Origin of the sequence: Ferriphaselus amnicola, from assembly GCF_000974685.2 — a bacterium.
GTDB classification, from domain to species: domain Bacteria; phylum Pseudomonadota; class Gammaproteobacteria; order Burkholderiales; family Gallionellaceae; genus Ferriphaselus; species Ferriphaselus amnicola.
On record NZ_AP018738.1, the window covers coordinates 2,156,455 to 2,174,295 of the forward strand.

General features: G+C 57.9%; 19 protein-coding genes. 10 read left to right on the forward strand and 9 right to left on the reverse strand.

What is annotated here, in order from left to right:
• Positions 1 to 8: 8 nt before the first annotated feature.
• Together OYT1_RS10740 and OYT1_RS10745 are read right to left on the reverse strand one after the other, a co-directional pair.
• Entirely contained in the window at positions 9 to 2,525 is a 2,517-nt protein-coding gene (locus tag OYT1_RS10740; protein ID WP_062626350.1) for a putative bifunctional diguanylate cyclase/phosphodiesterase, read from the reverse strand.
• Positions 2,515 to 3,375, reverse strand: a complete 861-nt coding sequence (locus OYT1_RS10745; protein ID WP_172588546.1) for a substrate-binding domain-containing protein — start codon at positions 3,373 to 3,375, stop codon at positions 2,515 to 2,517. The genes OYT1_RS10740 and OYT1_RS10745 overlap by 11 nt, the downstream gene beginning before the upstream one ends.
• 228 nt (positions 3,376 to 3,603) lie before the next feature.
• On the opposite strand from OYT1_RS10745, the gene rsxA reads away from it, so the two are divergent.
• The 10 genes from rsxA (at position 3,604) to OYT1_RS10795 (ending at position 10,859) form a co-directional block, all read left to right on the forward strand.
• Entirely contained in the window at positions 3,604 to 4,179 is a 576-nt protein-coding gene (gene rsxA / locus OYT1_RS10750) for an electron transport complex subunit RsxA (RefSeq protein ID WP_062626352.1), read from the forward strand.
• The gene (rsxB, locus tag OYT1_RS10755; protein ID WP_062626353.1) at positions 4,179 to 4,742 is read left to right on the forward strand and encodes an electron transport complex subunit RsxB; all 564 of its coding nucleotides are present in this window, start codon (positions 4,179 to 4,181) and stop codon (positions 4,740 to 4,742) included. The genes rsxA and rsxB overlap by 1 nt, the downstream gene beginning before the upstream one ends.
• Entirely contained in the window at positions 4,739 to 6,454 is a 1,716-nt protein-coding gene (gene rsxC / locus OYT1_RS10760) for an electron transport complex subunit RsxC (protein ID WP_062626354.1), read from the forward strand. The genes rsxB and rsxC overlap by 4 nt, the downstream gene beginning before the upstream one ends.
• A 1-nt stretch (position 6,455) precedes the next feature.
• A complete protein-coding gene (rsxD, locus tag OYT1_RS10765; protein WP_062626355.1) occupies positions 6,456 to 7,484 on the forward strand; it encodes an electron transport complex subunit RsxD in 1,029 nt (342 codons plus the stop codon).
• Positions 7,481 to 8,128, forward strand: a complete 648-nt coding sequence (rsxG, locus tag OYT1_RS10770; protein ID WP_062626356.1) for an electron transport complex subunit RsxG — start codon at positions 7,481 to 7,483, stop codon at positions 8,126 to 8,128. Before rsxD ends, rsxG begins: the two co-directional genes overlap by 4 nt.
• Positions 8,125 to 8,823, forward strand: coding sequence for an electron transport complex subunit E (locus OYT1_RS10775; protein ID WP_062626357.1), 699 nt, complete (start codon positions 8,125 to 8,127; stop codon positions 8,821 to 8,823). The genes rsxG and OYT1_RS10775 overlap by 4 nt, the downstream gene beginning before the upstream one ends.
• The gene (gene nth / locus OYT1_RS10780) at positions 8,823 to 9,458 is read left to right on the forward strand and encodes an endonuclease III (RefSeq protein ID WP_062626358.1); all 636 of its coding nucleotides are present in this window, start codon (positions 8,823 to 8,825) and stop codon (positions 9,456 to 9,458) included. The genes OYT1_RS10775 and nth overlap by 1 nt, the downstream gene beginning before the upstream one ends.
• A complete protein-coding gene (locus OYT1_RS10785) occupies positions 9,451 to 9,873 on the forward strand; it encodes a DUF1841 family protein (RefSeq protein ID WP_062626359.1) in 423 nt (140 codons plus the stop codon). The genes nth and OYT1_RS10785 overlap by 8 nt, the downstream gene beginning before the upstream one ends.
• Positions 9,873 to 10,418: a cob(I)yrinic acid a,c-diamide adenosyltransferase gene (locus OYT1_RS10790; RefSeq protein ID WP_062626360.1), complete on the forward strand. Its 546-nt coding sequence runs from the start codon at positions 9,873 to 9,875 to the stop codon at positions 10,416 to 10,418. The genes OYT1_RS10785 and OYT1_RS10790 overlap by 1 nt, the downstream gene beginning before the upstream one ends.
• 72 nt (positions 10,419 to 10,490) lie before the next feature.
• Positions 10,491 to 10,859 carry a VOC family protein gene (locus OYT1_RS10795; RefSeq protein ID WP_062626361.1) on the forward strand — a complete coding sequence of 123 codons (369 nt, stop codon included), beginning with the start codon at positions 10,491 to 10,493 and terminating at the stop codon, positions 10,857 to 10,859.
• Between the two features lie 4 nt (positions 10,860 to 10,863).
• Here the strand turns inward: OYT1_RS10795 and OYT1_RS10800 are convergent, their stop codons facing one another.
• From OYT1_RS10800 to OYT1_RS10830, 7 genes are all read right to left on the reverse strand, one after another.
• Positions 10,864 to 11,601, reverse strand: coding sequence for a LytR/AlgR family response regulator transcription factor (locus tag OYT1_RS10800; protein WP_062626362.1), 738 nt, complete (start codon positions 11,599 to 11,601; stop codon positions 10,864 to 10,866).
• Positions 11,598 to 12,590 carry a sensor histidine kinase gene (locus tag OYT1_RS10805; protein WP_062626363.1) on the reverse strand — a complete coding sequence of 331 codons (993 nt, stop codon included), beginning with the start codon at positions 12,588 to 12,590 and terminating at the stop codon, positions 11,598 to 11,600. The genes OYT1_RS10800 and OYT1_RS10805 overlap by 4 nt, the downstream gene beginning before the upstream one ends.
• A 21-nt stretch (positions 12,591 to 12,611) precedes the next feature.
• Complete coding sequence (locus OYT1_RS10810; protein ID WP_062626364.1) at positions 12,612 to 13,796, reverse strand: hypothetical protein; 1,185 nt, start codon at positions 13,794 to 13,796, stop codon at positions 12,612 to 12,614.
• A gap of 119 nt (positions 13,797 to 13,915) precedes the next feature.
• A complete protein-coding gene (locus tag OYT1_RS10815) occupies positions 13,916 to 14,644 on the reverse strand; it encodes an outer membrane lipoprotein-sorting protein (protein WP_062626365.1) in 729 nt (242 codons plus the stop codon).
• An 11-nt stretch (positions 14,645 to 14,655) separates the two neighbouring features.
• Positions 14,656 to 15,915, reverse strand: coding sequence for an ABC transporter permease (locus tag OYT1_RS10820; protein WP_062626366.1), 1,260 nt, complete (start codon positions 15,913 to 15,915; stop codon positions 14,656 to 14,658).
• Entirely contained in the window at positions 15,912 to 16,613 is a 702-nt protein-coding gene (locus OYT1_RS10825; RefSeq protein ID WP_062626367.1) for an ABC transporter ATP-binding protein, read from the reverse strand. Before OYT1_RS10825 ends, OYT1_RS10820 begins: the two co-directional genes overlap by 4 nt.
• A gap of 134 nt (positions 16,614 to 16,747) precedes the next feature.
• A complete protein-coding gene (locus OYT1_RS10830) occupies positions 16,748 to 17,785 on the reverse strand; it encodes a GGDEF domain-containing protein (protein ID WP_084611955.1) in 1,038 nt (345 codons plus the stop codon).
• Between the last annotated feature and the right edge of the window lie 56 nt (positions 17,786 to 17,841).

The following is a 17,841-nucleotide window of genomic DNA, read 5'->3' on the forward strand; positions in this document are numbered from 1 at the left end:
TCTCGCGATCAAATGACGAAATTGTTCGCCGGCATGATTTGATCGATCAGATTATGGCGCTCTGCCTCAGCAAGTAGCACCTTGACCTGGTCGGGGAGCATCGGTTTAGCAAGTAGAAAACCTTGAATCTCGCCGCAATTCAAATTCCTTAACTCAGTCAATTGAGTCACGGTTTCTACCCCCTCCGCCACCGTATGCAACTTGAGGGTTTGAGCAATTTTGATGATGGCTTCAACCATCGCCCGCCCTTTTTCTGAATGGATGTCGGTCACAAATGCACGGTCGATCTTCAGCGTATCCACATCCAGTCGCTTGAGATACATCAGACTGGAATAGCCAGAGCCAAAGTCATCGATAGACAGCCGAACACCCATCAGGCGCAACCCGTGCAACACGGCGTACACTCGATCCGGATCACGCAACATCACACTTTCTGTCAACTCTAACTCTAGGCTCGCTCCACTCAAGCGATATCGCTCCAGCGCGGCGGTTACGGTGCCTTGCAAGTCATGTCCATGGAATTGCTTGAACGAGACATTCACGGCTAGGCATGGCACGACAAGCCCTGCATCCAGCCAGACACGCACTTGCCGACAAGCCTCGTCGATCACCCAAGCACCGATCTCAACGATTAGACCAGAGCCTTCTGCCGCCGCGATGAAATTCTCAGGATGGAGCAAACCATACTGCGGATGTTGCCAGCGGATCAAGGCCTCCAGCCCACCCACTTCGCCCGTCTGTGCATCGAATTGGGGTTGGTAGTGCAACACAAATTGCCGTTGTTGCAGCGCAAGGCGCAGCTCACCTTCCAAGGTCACGCGATCGCGCAAGTCCCCTTGCATCTCAGGAGAGAATAAACAGTAAGTATTTCGGCCTCTTGCTTTGGCTTGATACATGGCAATGTCAGCACACATAGTCAACGCCTCAGCAGTTTGACCATGCTCTGGGTAAAGGCTCACACCTATGCTGACTGAGACACTCAGTTCGGAAGCATTAGCCTGAAAATACGGTTCATACAAGATTTGTACGATTTTAGCCGCCAGCAACTGTGCCTCTGTCTCACTGTTGATGGGAGCCAGCAGTACAAACTCATCCCCGCCCAAGCGGGCCAAGGTATCGGAAGCTCGTAGCGTTCCGAGTAAACGCTGAGCCACGAGCTTCAATAATTGATCGCCCTGATGGTGACCTTGCAAGTCATTCACTTGTTTGAAGTTATCAAGATCAAGGAACATCAACGCCAATCGTTCCTTGTTACGCGCCGCGCTCTTGATCGCCTGCTCCAAACGATCTTCCAACAACGCTCGATTCGGCAGCCCCGTCAGAGCGTCATGTTCAGCCAGATGTCGGATATGTTCTTCCGCCGCACGGCGCTGAGAAATATCATCCTGTATCGCTAGGTAGTGCGAGATTCGCCCATCGGCCTGACGGATCGGCGAGATCGTGAGCAACTCTAGATACTCACCGCCATCTTTGCGTCGGTTAATCAGTTCACCCTGCCAACTTTGCTCTGCCGTCAAGGCTGCCCATAAGGACTGGTACGTTTCCGCTGGTGTTTTGCCCGATTGCATAAAGTGAGGATTCTGTCCCAGCAGCTCATTCTGGCTATAGCCGACATTGTTACAATACGCGTTATTGATGTAGATGATGGACGCATCAAGCGTAGTGATGACCACGCCCTGACTACTGTGGTCGAGCGCAGCCAAAGCTAGACGCTCCCTTTGCAAAGACTCATCCCGCTGCAATTCTGCATTCAACAGCCCACATTCAAATTCACGGAAGGTATTTTGCAACTGCAAGATCTCATCCATCTGCCGCGAGTCCGCCACAACTCGCCAGCCATGTCGCTCAGCTAATTGACGCATCTCCTGCATCAATCTAGCTAAAGGGTCGGACAAGCGATGCGCAAGACGATACGCCAAGAGCATCAGGACAAAAGAGATGAGACTGATGATGCCGAGCGATTGCAACGCTCTAGTCATAAAACCATCAATAATCACCTGCATGGAATAGTCCATGACCAGCGTAGCGTACTTAACTCCGTTTTCGCCTAGCGGCACCAGCAAATATAGCCCGCGCACCTCGTCATGTTCGATCCAACGCGGTGCCATACCTTGCAAGAATTGAGGCAAACCTAGGCTAGCCTTCTCGAATTCAGGCTCAACTTCGGCATACTTAGCCAACAAAGGGATGTGGATTGGGTCAGAGCTTGCCAATACCTTGCCCTGATCGTCTAGCAGAATCACGTGTTGCAATGCGCGCCGACTCGTTCCCAAGGCCTTACGATTGGTGTCATAAAATGGTGCAGACAACAATTCAAACGTATGAAAATCATCTTCTTGGCGCAGAGGATCGAGCAACACATGCTGATACATCGTCGCCAATGCTAAGCCATCATTACGCAAGTTCTCCTGTTCACTGCGGTAGTCATGCCACAACACGAATCCGGCAATCACCCAGCCCGTCACGCCCACCACTAGCACCACAAAAGCGGCCAGTTTGGTACGAAGGCTAAAGTTATGGAACATTCACTCCACCTCCAGCCCGATCAACCTTGCTTACCAGCTCAGCTACGCCATCGAACAGGTGATCGTTACCTGCCACGAATTTGTCCAGCCCCAAGGCGGCCAACAGCGCTTTGCCTTCGGCATCGTTCTGCATATTGAGCAGCACCGTACTCAACTGACGAAACTCGGCCTGAGGCAGATCAATCCGCGCCACGATGGGTGGAAAACCGAACTTTTCTGACTTCTGCACCACACGCGTTTTGGCGATCAACGCCGGATACAGGGTATTCAGCATGTCGTAGATATAACCATCCACCCGCGCGCCATTGACCAGCCCCGCCGCCACGGCTTCAACATTCTTGCGATGCGCATAAGTGAACATGGTCTTGGAGAAAAAGTGCTTGGGATCAACGCCGAGGTTGAGCAGCTCGCCTTGAGCGACGTAGTAGCCAGAATTCGATTCAGGATCAGAATAGGCGAAAATCTTGCCGCGCAGATCCGCAATGGAATGGGTAGTGGTGTCAGTCGCGGGTACGATCAGATACGACTGGTACAGCGGCTCACCCTGCCACACCCCGACCGCCATCAGCTTCTGCACTGACTTGTGCTTAACGTAGGGCGAGGAGCAAATCCACGCTGCATCCAACTCGCCCTGTTGCAGCATATCGGTCAGCTCGCGGTAACTCTTGCGCTGCACGAACATGACCGGACGTTGAAGATGGCTTTCCAGATAATCACGCCAGCGCACCACCACATCCTGTCGCTCACCGAGGAACACCGCAGAAAGCGCCAAGCGCAGCGGCACAGCTTGCGTTTCAGCCCAAGAGTAACCTGACAGAAATAATAGAAAAACTAAACATAGCGCTCTCATTTTTCCCTCCCCAGGGCTAATGCTGAACAGCTTTTTTGCATAGTACACGCCGTTAATCAAGAAATATACCCCGCGACTGAACGTACCATTGCCCAGCATATCCGCACAGACTACGCCATACGCAAATTCAACCAGCAGATATATCTACCCCTTCTATGGATATACTCACGGGTGATTGAACCCCACCCCGTTTCGGCGCATAATCCGCGCCTAAATTTTTAGGCCATCATGACTGATTACCTGCTCATTCTGGTCGGTACGGTGTTCGTCAACAACATCGTCCTGGTCAAGATTCTCGGGCTTTGCCCGTTCATGGGCGTTTCCAAAAAACTGGAAGCGGCATTCGGCATGGGCGCGGCAACCACGTTCGTACTGACGCTGGGTTCCGGCTCAAGTTACCTGATTAACGAATACTTGCTCGGCCCCGATCTGGCCTACCTCACCACACTATCATTTATCGTGGTCATCGCTGCCATCGTACAGTTCACCGAGATGGTGATCGAGAAGACCAGCCCCGAGTTGTACCAGACGCTGGGCATCTATCTGCCACTGATCACCACGAACTGCGCCGTGCTCGGCATCCCGCTGCTCAACGTGCAAGAGAAACACGACTTTATCCAGTCATTACTATTCGGTTTCGGTGGATCGGTGGGCTTCTCACTGGCGCTGATCCTATTCGCCGGCATCCGTGAGCGACTAGAAGGCGCAGATGTCCCCCCCGCATTCAAGGGATCGGCTATCGCCATGATCACGGCTGGACTGATGAGCCTCGCTTTCATGGGCTTCGCGGGACTCATCAAATAATGCTGACCGCGCTACTGGTCATGTCCATCCTCGCGCTGGTTCTGGGCGCTGGCTTAGGATTCTCCGCACTCAAATTCAAAGTTGAAGGCAACCCGCTGGTTGATAAGATCGACGCGATCTTGCCACAGACACAATGTGGCCAGTGCGGCTTCCCCGGCTGCCGACCTTACGCCACCGCCATCGCCGAAGGTGGTGCCGACATCAATATGTGCCCGCCCGGTGGCGAAGAAGGCATCCAGAAGCTGGCCGAGTTACTGGGCGTGGAAGCCAAACCCTTCGGCGAAGGTGCCGCTCCCAAACCCAAAGCCGTCGCCTTCGTGGACGAAAACAACTGCATCGGCTGCACGCTGTGCCTGCAAGCCTGCCCAGTGGATGCCATCCTCGGCGCCGCCAAGCAGATGCACACTATCATCGCTTCGGAATGCACCGGCTGCGAGTTGTGCATCGCGCCCTGCCCGGTCGATTGCATCAGCATGGAACCGATCGCAGAATCCGTCACCACTTGGAAGTGGAAGTATCCGGTGTACGCCTTGATCCCCAGCACAAAGGCTGCGAAACCATGAGACAGCTCCATCGTTTCCACGGCGGCGTGCATCCGCCCACCAACAAGACGCAATCCAGCGAAACGCCCATCCTCGCGGCAGCGATGCCATCGAAGCTGGTCATTCCGTTGCACCAGCACGTCGGCAACATCGCCCGACCGGTGGTCAGCGTGGGCGAGCATGTGCTCAAAGGGCAGGTCATCGGCAAGGCGGACGGACGTTTATCGAGCGCGGTACACGCCTCCACTTCCGGCACCATCACCGCCATCAACTACAGCAAGGTCGCTCACCCTTCAGGCATGGACGATCTTTGCGTCACCCTGATTCCCGACGGCAAGGATGAATGGGTAGAGAATCTGGGCGTGGACTACCGCGAACTGTCGCACTCCGACATTCGCCACCGCCTGCGCGACGCAGGTGTGGTCGGCTTAGGCGGTGCGGTATTCCCTAGCGACATGAAGCTGTACAGCAGCAAACATCAGCTCAAGACGCTGGTGCTGAACGGTGCCGAGTGCGAGCCCTACATCACCTGCGATGACCGACTGATGCGCGAACGCGCCGAAGAAATTTTGCTGGGCGCGGAGATGATGCGCGACTTACTGCACGCCGAAGAGGTCGTGGTCGGCATCGAAGACAACAAGCCGGAGGCGCTGGCGGCGATGCAGAAAGCCATTATCGATGGCAAACATGAGCGCATGGAAGCGGTCGCCGTGCCTACCGTTTATCCTGGTGGCGGCGCCAAGCAGCTTATCCGCGTACTGACCGGCATCGAAGTCGCTGCGGGTGTGCGCTCTACCGAAAAAGGCGTGCAGTGCTTCAACGTAGCTACCGCTTACTCGGCTTATCGCGCCATCTCTTATGGCGAACCGATGTTGTCCCGTGTAGTGACCGTCACCGGCAATGTCGAACGTCCACAAAATTACGAAGTGCTGTTGGGTACGCCCGTGGCCGAACTGGTCGCACAAGCTGGCCTTAAATCCGGCACCAACGGCTACCTCATGGGCGGCCCGATGATGGGTTTCATGCTGCCGTCCGATCAGGTCGGCGTGGTCAAGGCAACCAACTGCATCATCGCTACCGCTCCCGAATCGTTCCCAGCTCCCGCGCCGACCATGCCCTGCATACGCTGCACTCGCTGTGCCGAGGTCTGTCCAGCGGAGCTGCAACCGCAAGAGTTGCACTGGTTCGCCAAAGCCAAGGAATTCGGCAAAGCTCAGGATTATCACTTGTTCGACTGCATCGAATGCGGCGCATGCAGCTACGTCTGCCCCAGCAACATCCCGCTGGTGCAGTATTACCGCTATGCCAAGAGCGAAATCTGGGCACGTGAGCGCGACAAGCGCGCTGCCGACTTAGCTCGTGAGCGCCACGAATATCGCCAATTCCGCATCGAACGCGAAAAACAAGAAAAAGCCGAGAAGCTGGCACAGAAAGAGCGCGCCGCGCTGCTCGCCAAACAACAGGCCGACGCTGCTGCGGCCACTACCAACACTGACGAAGATGCGCAAGCGCGCATCCAGTCGGCGATGGCGCGAGTACAGGCGCAACACGATGCCGTGCAACCGAGAAACACTGATAATTTGACGCCCGAACAGCAAGCCAAGATCAACGAGATCGAAGCTCGCCGCGCGCATATTCAGGAGCTGGCGCATCCCGAAGCAGACCTAGACAAGCACCATGAGCAGCACGCTCATGCTACGGCGAGTGCGCCAGCCGAGTCGCCCAAGGAATAACATGTTCACTTCGCCCTACATCAGCAAACCCTCCAGCGTCGCCGAGATCATGCTCAAGGTGATGCTGGCGCTGCTGCCCGGCATCGCGCTCTACGTCTGGTACTACGGCCCAGCGATTCTGGTGTCGATCACCTTAGCCAGTGTTGCCGCACTCGCCACCGAAGCCGCCATGCTCAAGCTGCGCGACCGCCCAGTCGAGCCGTTCCTGAAGGATAACAGTGCCCTGCTCACGGCGTGGTTGCTGGCACTGTCTATTCCGCCGCTGGCGCCCTGGTGGCTGGTGGTAGTCGGCACAATCTTCGCCATCAGCATCTCCAAACACCTGTACGGCGGCTTAGGCAACAACCCGTTCAACCCAGCAATGATCGGCTACGCCGTGCTCATCATCTCCTTCCCGGTACAGATGACGCACTGGCTAACACCGCATCCGGTCGGCCATTCCGAGCTTTCGTTTTTGGAACAACTGGGCTACATCTTCAACGGTGTGCTGCCGCGCGGTCTGACGCTGGATGCGGTGACCATGGCCACGCCGTTGGACACGCTCAAGACTCAATTACACCTGGGCGCGACCATCAGCGACATCCGCGACATGCCGATCTATGGCCGCCTCGCAGGTAAGGGTAGCGAAATGGTGGCGACCGGCTTCGCCCTCGGCGGACTGTACCTGCTGTGGAGTCGCATCATCAGCTGGCATTTGCCCATCGTCTATCTCGGCACCTTGTACGCCACGGCAGGGCTGTTCCATGTGATCGACCCGGCGCATTACGTCACGCCGCTGTTCCACCTGTTCTCGGGTGCAGCGATGATAGGTGCGTTCTTCATCCTAACCGACCCGGTGACCAGCCCGACCACCCCACGCGGCAAGATCATCTTCGCCGCAGGTGCGGGCATCATCACCTATCTGATCCGTGCATTCGGTGGTTTCCCCGACGGCATGGCCTTCGCCACCTTGCTGATGAACATCTGCGTGCCGTTGATCGACGCTTACACCCAACCCAAGGTGTTCGGCAAAAAGGAGAAGGGGAAATGAGGAACACGCTCGCCCGCGCCTCGTTCCGCACGGCAGTGAATCTGCTGTTCTTCTCGGTGATCGGCACCTTCGTGCTGGCTTCCACTCACCTGCTGACCGAAGACACGATCAAGAAGACGGAAGAGGCCGAAAAGCTCAAACTGATCACCCAACTCCTGCCGACTGAGCTGTATGACAACGACATCATTCAGGACACGCTGGAGGTGGCCGCCGATCCCTTACTGGGCACACCGAGCACCACTGTCATCCACCGCGCCCGCCTGAACGGCGAACCCTCCGCTGTCGTGCTGGAAGCCATCGCGCCGGATGGTTACAGTGGCCGGATCTGGCTGATCATGGCGATACGCGCCAACGGCGAAGTGGCGGGCGTACGGGTTGTCACTCACCACGAAACACCGGGGCTGGGCGACTACATCGAACTCCCCAAGGGCAATTGGATCAAGAATTTCGACGGCAAGTCGCACGCCAACCTGCCCGAACCGGGCTGGAAGGTGAAGAAGGACGGCGGTCAGTTCGACTACATGTCAGGCGCGACCATCACACCGCGCGCCGTGATCAAGGCCACCCACAAGGCGCTGAAGTATTTCGAGACAAACAAGGACAAGCTGTTCGCGCCCGCCGCCAATGAGGAGCACAAACCATGAGCGATCCGACCTACAAGGACATCCTGTACAACGGCATCTGGAAACAAAACACCGGACTAGTGCAACTGCTGGGCATGTGTCCGCTGCTGGCGGTGAGCAGCACCGTGGTCAACGGGGTCAGCCTCGGCTTGGCGACCGCCGTCGTGATGGCACTGAGCGGCGCCGCCGTCTCGCCCATCCGCAACTACATCCCCAACGAGATCCGCATCCCGGTCTATATCCTCATCGTCGCCGTGCTGGTCACCGTGGTGCAGTACCTAATGAACGCCTACATGTACGGTTTGTATGTGGTGCTGGGCATCTTCATTCCGCTGATCGTCACCAACTGTATCGTGCTGGCGCGGGTGGAGGCCTTCGCCGCCAAGAATGCCGTCGGCCATGCCGCGCTGGATGGCTTCGCCATGGGCTTGGGCTTGACGCTGGTGCTGGCGGTACTCGGCGCCATCCGCGAGATCATCGGCAAAGGCACACTGTTCTCCGGCATCGACCTCGCACTCGGTGCCGCCGCCAAAGACTGGGTGCTGCACATCATCCCCGACTATCACGGTTTCCTGCTCGCGATACTGCCGCCCGGCGCCTTCATCGGCCTAGGCTGCTTGATCGCACTGAAGAATTGGCACAGCCAGCGTCAGGCGCGCAAAGCCGATACCGTCGCCGTGACGATAGAAGGCGGCTGCTCTCCCGCGACGCACTGATGAACGCAGCCAAGCGCGGGGAGATCTTCACGCGCCTGCGCGCGGCCAACCCGCATCCCACCACCGAGCTGGAATACAAGACCCCGTTCGAGTTGCTGGTGGCGGTGGTGCTGTCGGCGCAGGCCACCGACAAGAGCGTCAACCTCGCCACGCGCGAACTGTTCCCCGTCGCCAACACGCCACAGACCATACTCGACTTGGGCGAGGATGAGTTGCGCAGCTACGTGCAGCGCATCGGCCTGTATCAGACCAAATCCAAACACATCATCCAGACCTGTCGCTTGCTGCTAGAACATCATCAGGGCGAGGTTCCGCAGACGCGTGAGGCGCTGGAAGCCTTGCCCGGAGTGGGCCGAAAGACCGCCAACGTGATCCTGAATACCGCCTTCGGCCAACCCACCATCGCGGTGGATACACACATCTTCCGGGTTTCCAACCGCACCCGACTCGCCCCCGGCAAGGATGTGGTCGAAGTCGAGCACAAGCTGATCAAAGTCGTGCCGAACGAATTCAAGCTCGACGCCCACCACTGGCTGATTTTGCATGGCCGCTACACCTGCGTGGCACGCAAGCCGAAGTGCGGCCAGTGCCTCATCGCCGACCTGTGCGAATTCAAGGAGAAAGTCTTTGTTTAATCCCACGCGCGACCAAGCGCGCCAATTCCTATTCGAGACTTGGCGCAAGCGCCGTTCAAGCGAATTGCTCACCCCGCTGGAAGACCTGACGGCGCAGTTGATCGAAAAGCACCCAGAGTTCCACGAATTGCTCGCCAATCCCGATGTCGCGCTGGACAAGGATTACCTGCCGGAGCACGGCACCACCAACCCCTTCCTGCACCTGATGATGCACCTCACCATCGAGGAGCAGATCTCCATCGGCCAGCCGCACGGCGTGCGCGAACAGTTCACGCGGTTGACGAGAAAGTACGAATCCGAGCACGAAGCCCAGCACGCCATGATGGAATGTCTGGGCGAGATGATCTGGCAGGCGCAGCGCAACGGCGGCCAGCCGGATGCCGCGATCTATATCGAATGCATGAGCAAACAGTGATGGCCGACCGCCTGACACACATCATCACCCGCTCCGGCGACGACGGCACGACCGGCCTTGCCGATGGCTCGCGCGTGAGCAAGACCAGCGCCCGCATCACCGCCATCGGCAGCGTGGACGAACTCAACAGCCTGCTCGGCTTGCTGCTTACCGAATCTCTGCCGGACGCTATCCGCACCGACCTGCTATCCACGCAGCACGAACTGTTCGAACTGGGCGGCGCACTGGCCTTCCCAGAACATGGCCAGTTCCCCTCGCAAGCCGTGGCCAGACTCGATGAACTTACTGCCCGTTACAACGCCGCACTACCGCCGCTGAAAGAATTCATCCTCCCCGGCGGCACTCGCGCCGCTGCGCTCAGCCATGTCGCCCGCGCCACTGCCCGCCGCGCCGAACGGGACGTGGCCGCGCTGTCCCAGCAAGAGCTGATCTCAAGCAAGCTGTTGCCGTACCTCAACCGACTGTCCGACTGGCTGTTCGTACTCGCACGGACGATCAACCTCGAAGCCGAGCAGGCAGAAACCGGCTGGGAACGTCAGCACTAAGCCCCTGCCACTCTTGCGAAAAGTCAGCACAATCAGGCAAAATCACGCCCAACCCCACCCAAGGCACCCATCATGAAACCCAATCCTGTAGGCTGGTTCGAAATCTATGTGCAGGACATGGAGCGTGCGAAACGATTCTATGCATCGGTATTCCAATGCACGCTGGAGAAACTCTCGAATCCCATCGAGATGTGGGCATTCCCGATAGACACTGCACGCTGGGGTGCAGGCGGCTCGCTAGTCAAAATGGAAGGTATTTGCTCCGGTGGCAACAGCACGCTGGTGTATTTCAGTTGCAAAGATTGCGCCGAGGAGGAGAGTCGCGCCACGGAATTCGGCGGCAGCGTCCATCGCAGCAAGATGTCCATCGGCCAGTACGGTTTCATCTCTTTAGTGCTGGACTCCGAAGGCAACATGATCGGCCTGCACTCTCTGAACTGATCCCCTACATCTGCCGGAACAAGTGCGTGTAACTGCGGCTCACCGCCAGCGTCTCGGCACGGTCACGCAAGGTCAGGGTGATACGCCCGAGCAGGTCATGGCGAGCGGTGGTGATCTGGCGGACATTGACTAGCGTGCCGCGATGCACTTGCCAGAATTCTGCGGGGTCGAGTTGAGTGATGAGTTCCTTCAGCGGTGTGCGCAGCAGCAACTCGGCATCGCGGGTATAAGCCGCCGTGTATTTGTCGGCGGACTGGAAATAGCACACCTCCTCCACCGCCAGCAGGCGCACCGTCTGCCCCACTTGAGCGCGTAGCCAGCGCAGTGATTCCGGCTTAGCTGGAGTCGCAAGCAGTGATTGCAATTTGGCGAGCAAGGCTTCCGGCGCAGGCGCAGCCTCGCGCAAGCGTGCCACACAACGAGCAAGACGCTCGTCCGACACCGGCTTCAACAGATAATCCACCGCTGCCTGCTCGAACGCCTGCACTGCGTGGTCGTCATGGGCGGTGACGAACACCACCCGACACCCCGGCGGAGCGGACTGCGCAGCCTCCAGCCCAGAGCAACCCGGCATCCGAATATCGAGAAAAGCGATGTCAGGCTGTAGCGTCGCCAGCGCCTCGGCAGCCGCGATACCGTCGTGCAAGGTGGCAACGATCTTCAGCTCAGGCCATAGCCGCAACAGACGACGGCGCAGGTCATCGATCAAGTGATGTTCGTCGTCGGCAAGGAGGGCGTTCATCGTGGCAACTCCAACCGCGCAGTCGTACCGCCGCCCACCCTGTCTTCCAGCATCAGCCGCCCCTGCGCCCCATACAGCGCCGCCAGTCGAGCGCGTACATTGCTCAACCCTGTGCCGGAATCAGCGGCACTGCCTAGTCCAGCACCGCTGTCGCTGACCTCGATCTCCAGACCATTCGCTGTTTCACGAATCTGCATCACGATCTCGCCACCGCCCAATTTGGGTTCGATACCGTGGCGGACGGCGTTTTCCACCAAGGGTTGCAGCAGCATGGGCGGGAAGCGAGTCTGACGCGCGGTTTCGCCCACCTCGATGCGCCAGCGCAGCCGCTCGCCGAATCTCACTTTCAGTATCTCCAGATAGTTTTCCAGCATGTGCAACTCGTCGCCCAGCGTGGCATGGTCGCTGCGGGCACGAGCGAGAGCGATGCGCAGCCAGTCGTTGAGACGTTCCAGCAAGCGATGTGCAGCGACTGGATCGGAGTCGATCAGACTGCCGACATTGGCCAGCGTGTTGAACAGGAAATGCGGCTCGATCTGTGCCTGCAACAACTTGAGTTGCGCCTCCAACTCGCGCCGTTCGGTCTCGCTCTGCAGCAACTGGCGCTGCTTCACCTCGGCGTCCAGTTTCTCGATGCGCTCGGACAGGAAGTAAGTGATGCCGCCGATGCCGCCGAAGAATAGGCCGATCACCACAGCGACCCAAGCACGTGGATCGCTCCAGTCGCCCGCACCGGTGATCCATGCACCCAGCGTGACACCGAGGAAGATACTGCCGGGAAAGCTAAAGACTAGCACCAGCCAGCGCCGACGCCGGTCAGTGACGCGGCACATCACGGTGGCATTGGTCGCGTAGATGGACAAGCCGATACACTGCGAGAACACGAAGTTAGTCCAGAAACTGTCACCGAAGGAGATCACCGTCAGCAGACCCGCGATGGCTGTATTGAACAGCAAGGACGAAAGTGTGGAGATCAGCAAGTGGCGCATAATGGGATTATCCGTACGAAATCAGTGCAGGGCAATCTTCAAGCCCGCCGTCACGCTATGCCTGAACAGGCTGGAAGACTCCTGCCTTGCCGTACCGACCGGCAGCACGCCCAGCGCAAATACCGTGACCCGTCCGCTGATGGCATGCTCGACGTAGCCGGACAATTCATTGCCACCATCGGTGAACCCGTGCGTCGCCATCGTCCGCCAGTAACCGCCGCTTTCCATCAGATTGCTCTGCCACACCAGATGCAAGTAATCGCGCCCTAACAGGGATGGCGCATAGCCAAGCGACAAGCCCGCGCTCATCGGTGACGCGGCGGCACGGGTGAAATAGGTACTTTGCTCAACAGCACTGTAGCCATGTCCATCGTGCAGATATTCGGCGTTGAGCGACTGGCCGTTCTCAAATGTGTAGGCCGAACCCAACAGTGCGGTGGTACGCCGGAATGATCGCTGGGCGATGCTGAACGGCAGCGCCGCATCTGCAGGAGATTGCAGTGCAGAGGCACGCGTGGAGGACGATGCTTCACCGTACAGCATCAGTGCGTCACTGGCGGTGAACTGTCCGTGCAAACCGGTGAACGCGCCCTGTCCTGGCGTATGCACCAGTGCCAGCCCAGCCGCCCAATCGTCGCCACGCTGGTCTGCCTTGAGTAACCAGCTATCGCGCCAACTGTCTTGCACCACATGGCCAGAGCCAGTGATACGCGCCAGCGACAAGGTGGTTTCCATGTTCGGGGTCCACGACGCTTTCAGTGCATCCACGCCAGACAATTCGCGCATCGGGTTGCTGCGACCGTTGTCGAAATAGAATGGGCTGGACGGCGAGCGGAACTGCGCCGGCCCCCAGTTCAGCACCTCGCGCCCAGCAGCCAGACTCCAGGCTTCGGAAGCACGCCAGCGTAACTGCCACTGACTGAGATACGCGTCCGTTTGACGCTGACTGCCGAAACTATTGCGATCATCTTGCGCCAACAGGATGGGGCGAGCGGTGAGTCGCAGCCCCTCGCCCTCGGCCTTGAAATTGAAACGTGCTTCGGCGGTGGAGCTGTTCTGCGGCAAGCGAGCGATCAGGTTAGCGGGATTAAGCACGCTATCGGCGCGCAGGCTGCTGTGGGCTGCGTAGCCATAAAGCGCGCCGTCCCAGCGCAGATCGGCGGCGAGGAGGGGCAGGGAAAAGATCGCGCCGATGAATCCTCCCAAAAATGCGTTCCGGGAGGATGGATGCAAGGCGCACGGAACAGAGGAGCTGGAATGTGCCTGACGGCACATGAGGACTCCGAGTACCGCGCAACGCCGCAGACGCCTTCCGAAACGCTTTTTCACTGCATCTGCCCCAGATCGAACTCCGCCGCTGGGATCTTGCGAACCTGCACCGTACCGAACACCATCGTCGTCTCGGCATCCAGCAGCGCATCGCGGATGGTCATGCGGCTAACGAAAGGGATGCGTTGTCCGTTGTGTGCGAGAGTGTTGCCGTAATCGAAGCGTGCGGTCTTGAGCAACTTGCCAGAGAGCGAGTAGAACTCAGCCTTTACGCCCACTTCGCGCTTGACCGACACCCAGTAGCGTATCTTGTCGTAGGTGGTTCGCTTGTGCTTGGCGGTCAGCTCCAGCACGTGGCACGCCTCGCCGTCCACCGCCTCATCACCGGTCAGTTGCGCATCGTAATCTCCGGCATAGTTGGTGGCGGCGATGTCGCCGTTAGAGGCTTCGCCGCTCAATCGCTGACGTGGTGAAATAGGAATGGGCTTAGATAAACCGGGACGAGTGAGCCACATATTGCGCCCAACCTGCAACAGCTTGGAGCCTTTGAAGCGGGCCGGCTCCAGCGTCTCAGCCACGCTGGCATCATCCACCGCGCGCACCTCGAAACGCTGTTCATCCGACACCTTGTCGCCATCGCGCGAGGTCAGCTTAATCTCCCACACGATTCCCGGCAAGCCGCCACCACGAGCGCGATCAGCGTGTTCGAGCAGCGCTTTTGCATCCGTCGCTGCGCAAGCGTTAGCGCTCCAGAACAGCAGTGAAAGTATGATTCCTAGTTTCATGGCGACCTCTCTCAAACGTGGCCAAGTGCATCGATCACCGGCTGCCGGGCAGCGCGACGGGCGGGTAGATACGCGGCCAAGGATCCGACCAGCAACATCATCATTGCAGTGAAAAGCGTGCGCCCCGCATCCACGTCCACCAGCAGCGGCACGGCGCTGGCGCTGTTGGGCGGCGTGTAAGAAATGTGCGCGACATTGATGCCGTAGCGCACGGCGAAGGTGATGGCGACCCCGACGGCGCAGCCGAGCAGGGTGAGCAGCAGGGCTTCGGCCGTGAACAGGCGCACCACGCCGCCGCGCTTCAGCCCGATGGCGCGCAAGGTACCGATCTCGCGGGTGCGCTCGACCACCGTCATGCCCATCGAGTTGGCTACGCTCATCACCACCACCGTCAGCACGATGCTGAAGATGAAGCCGAAGATCATGTCGAACATGTCGTGGACCTGGTTATAGAAGTCGGAAAGCTCCTGCCAGGTCTTGATCTCCACATCGAAGCCGGCCATTTTCAGCTTACCCAGCAGATCGTCGCGCATGGATTCCGTGCGCGCCACATCGTCCAGCAGCACGGTCAATCGGTCGGCTCCGCTATCAACATCGTAGAGCGACTGCGCCAGTGCCAGCGGCATGAAGGCGAACTTGTCGTTGCTGCCTGCGTTGCCGGTGTTGAACAGCCCGCCCACCGTAGCATCGAGCGCGTTGGCCTGTCCGCCTATAGTATTAGTGAGCAAGGGCGCGGTATCGCCTGGCTTGAGATGCAACATCTCGGCCAAGCCTTCGCTCAGCAGCACTTTCTCAGACGCGGCCGGGTCGAGCTTCTTGATGACACTGGCATACATGCCACTACGCACCTCGTCTGCCGTCAGCACATTCTCCTGCAACTTCTCCATCGCCTGCGGCGAGATGCCTTCGGCGATGAAGATCGTGCTGGCACGGCCATTGCTGACTAGGCCGGAAAGCCCCAGACGCGGTGCGATCAGTTTGATGTGTGGCTCATCTTTCAGCAGTTGCGTGATGCGTGCGACATCAGCGCTGCTGAGCAGATAATGTTCGGGGTCGAGCTTGCCTTCCGTGCTCATGCCACGACGACTGATGGTGAGATGGCCGAGCAGTTCGCCGTGGATAGATTGCCGCGCCAGCCCGTCATAGACGTTATGGGTGTAACCGGCGAACAGCGAGATGGCAGCAAAACCGAAAGCGATGGCCAGCAGCGTCACCAAGGAACGGCGGCGGTTGCGCGACAGGCCGCGCAGGGCGAGTTTGAAGGTATTCATTGCATCACCTCATCGGATTCGATATGTCCATCGCGCAGCAAAATCTTGCGATCGACATGCTCAAGTAAGCGCGGATCATGGGTGGTAAAGACGAAAGTGACGCCACGAGCGCGGTTCATCTCGCGCATCAGATCGACGATGATCCGGCTGTTCTCGGAATCCAGATTGGCGGTCGGCTCGTCGGCGATCACCAGCTTGGGTGCGACCACCAGCGCACGAGCGATGGCGACACGTTGGCGCTGGCCGCCGGACAGTTTATCTGGATACGACAGACCGAATTTCGCCAGCCCGACATCCATCAGCACCGCTGCGGCGCGGGCGCGCGCCTCGTGCTCTGAAATGCCGCGTATCTGCAAGGGCAGCATCACATTCTCCAGCGCGGAGAGCACTGGCACCAGATTGAAGCTTTGGAACACGAAACCGATCTGCCTGCCACGAAACTCGGTCAGCGCATCGTCATCCAGTCGACGTGTATGTTGCCCATCGAACTGGATCTCGCCAGACGTCGGCGCATCGATCAACCCGATCAGGTTCATCAACGTGGATTTCCCGCTGCCGGAGGGTCCCCACACGGCTAGGAACTCGCCTGCATGGATGTCCAGCGAGATGCCGTGAAGTGCGTCGATGGCAGTCTCGCCCAGCATGAAGCGGCGGCGGATGTCGCGCAGTTGCAAAAGTGGTGTTTCGGTAGGTTTCATAGTGCCGCCTTGAGCTGATGACGAGCGCACTATAGTCTCAAGCGCTTAGTCGCCAAAGCGGCTTGCGACGAACTGACTAAATCATGGAATGAACTGCAACAACTAAAAGGATGCCGTGAGCGGTTCCAATATCTCTAGAAGAAATCCGCGTCTTGATTACTTTTCATAGGTGCCAATTCGCCACTGGCGATGAGCTCATCATATCCGCACACCCTATTGCGGCCATGCTCTTTGGCAAAATACAGCGCCTCGTCGGCCTTGCCAACCACTACCGAGGGAGTGTCCGAGGTCATGATAGGGGCAAAGCCGATAGATATCGTCACCTGCCCGACTTGGGGAAACTCATGTTGCTCGACCGACTGACGGAATTTCTCCAACTTGCTGCGAACCCCATCAACATCCACATTTCGCATCAATACGACAAACTCTTCTCCACCGAAGCGGTAAAGCCGATCATGGCGACGGAACGAGGTACGCATCAAATTAGCCATCAGGATCAGCACTTCATCACCATACAGGTGACCGAACTTATCGTTGATGCGCTTGAAATGATCGATATCCATCACGGCCAGCCAGTGATTATCTGCCACCCGCCGCAGATCTTCAGAAGGATGCGTGGACTCCTGTCCATACGAAGCCAGCAGCCCAGCAAATCCGAAATCAAAAGTCTTCCGGTTAAGCAGGCCGGTCAGCGTGTCATGCTGGCTATCGCGCAACAGATCGAGATAGTTACGGAATACACCTATGACACCATCTAATACATCTTGCTCATGATCAGTAATCAACTGCTCGCTGTCGAACTCAAAGATCGCAATGGGTTTGTCGCCAAGCACAATAGGGACGCAAGTCTGATAGCCACTCACCGACTGGATAGCGACCGATTTTTGTGTAGAGAGTGCCTGAGCGATGGGAGAGTCTATCTCGACCATCACTACCTGATCATCGGAAGGCGAGTCGTTACTGCCATGCACTTCACCTTGTTCGCTCCAAGCTGACAATGCCAGCAGATGCTCGCCTTCGCTCTCGAACACATCATACAAACGCACTTCGCTGATTCGAGTCAACGAAAGCAGGGTGTTCATCAAGCTGATCTTCAATAAGGAAGTATCGCGGTAACGCGTCAACGTTTCCAGATGCTGAAGTATCTTACCGGTCAAAGGAAATGTTCTCATGGGCAAGGATACTACGACCAATTCCGATAATTTTGAAGGGGATTCTTTCGGCTTGG

What these genes read in the sequence shown, in the direction of transcription:
- OYT1_RS10740 (WP_062626350.1), bottom strand. Translation starts at nt 2,525, where the DNA reads ATGTTCCATAACTTTAGCCTTCGTACCAAACTGGCCGCTTTTGTGGTG.
- OYT1_RS10745 (WP_172588546.1), bottom strand. Translation starts at nt 3,375, where the DNA reads ATGAGAGCGCTATGTTTAGTTTTTCTATTATTTCTGTCAGGTTACTCT.
- rsxA (WP_062626352.1), top strand. Translation starts at nt 3,604, where the DNA reads ATGACTGATTACCTGCTCATTCTGGTCGGTACGGTGTTCGTCAACAAC.
- rsxB (WP_062626353.1), top strand. Translation starts at nt 4,179, where the DNA reads ATGCTGACCGCGCTACTGGTCATGTCCATCCTCGCGCTGGTTCTGGGC.
- rsxC (WP_062626354.1), top strand. Translation starts at nt 4,739, where the DNA reads ATGAGACAGCTCCATCGTTTCCACGGCGGCGTGCATCCGCCCACCAAC.
- rsxD (WP_062626355.1), top strand. Translation starts at nt 6,456, where the DNA reads ATGTTCACTTCGCCCTACATCAGCAAACCCTCCAGCGTCGCCGAGATC.
- rsxG (WP_062626356.1), top strand. Translation starts at nt 7,481, where the DNA reads ATGAGGAACACGCTCGCCCGCGCCTCGTTCCGCACGGCAGTGAATCTG.
- OYT1_RS10775 (WP_062626357.1), top strand. Translation starts at nt 8,125, where the DNA reads ATGAGCGATCCGACCTACAAGGACATCCTGTACAACGGCATCTGGAAA.
- nth (WP_062626358.1), top strand. Translation starts at nt 8,823, where the DNA reads ATGAACGCAGCCAAGCGCGGGGAGATCTTCACGCGCCTGCGCGCGGCC.
- OYT1_RS10790 (WP_062626360.1), top strand. Translation starts at nt 9,873, where the DNA reads ATGGCCGACCGCCTGACACACATCATCACCCGCTCCGGCGACGACGGC.
- OYT1_RS10795 (WP_062626361.1), top strand. Translation starts at nt 10,491, where the DNA reads ATGAAACCCAATCCTGTAGGCTGGTTCGAAATCTATGTGCAGGACATG.
- OYT1_RS10800 (WP_062626362.1), bottom strand. Translation starts at nt 11,601, where the DNA reads ATGAACGCCCTCCTTGCCGACGACGAACATCACTTGATCGATGACCTG.
- OYT1_RS10805 (WP_062626363.1), bottom strand. Translation starts at nt 12,590, where the DNA reads ATGCGCCACTTGCTGATCTCCACACTTTCGTCCTTGCTGTTCAATACA.
- OYT1_RS10815 (WP_062626365.1), bottom strand. Translation starts at nt 14,644, where the DNA reads ATGAAACTAGGAATCATACTTTCACTGCTGTTCTGGAGCGCTAACGCT.
- OYT1_RS10820 (WP_062626366.1), bottom strand. Translation starts at nt 15,915, where the DNA reads ATGAATACCTTCAAACTCGCCCTGCGCGGCCTGTCGCGCAACCGCCGC.
- OYT1_RS10825 (WP_062626367.1), bottom strand. Translation starts at nt 16,613, where the DNA reads ATGAAACCTACCGAAACACCACTTTTGCAACTGCGCGACATCCGCCGC.
- OYT1_RS10830 (WP_084611955.1), bottom strand. Translation starts at nt 17,785, where the DNA reads ATGAGAACATTTCCTTTGACCGGTAAGATACTTCAGCATCTGGAAACG.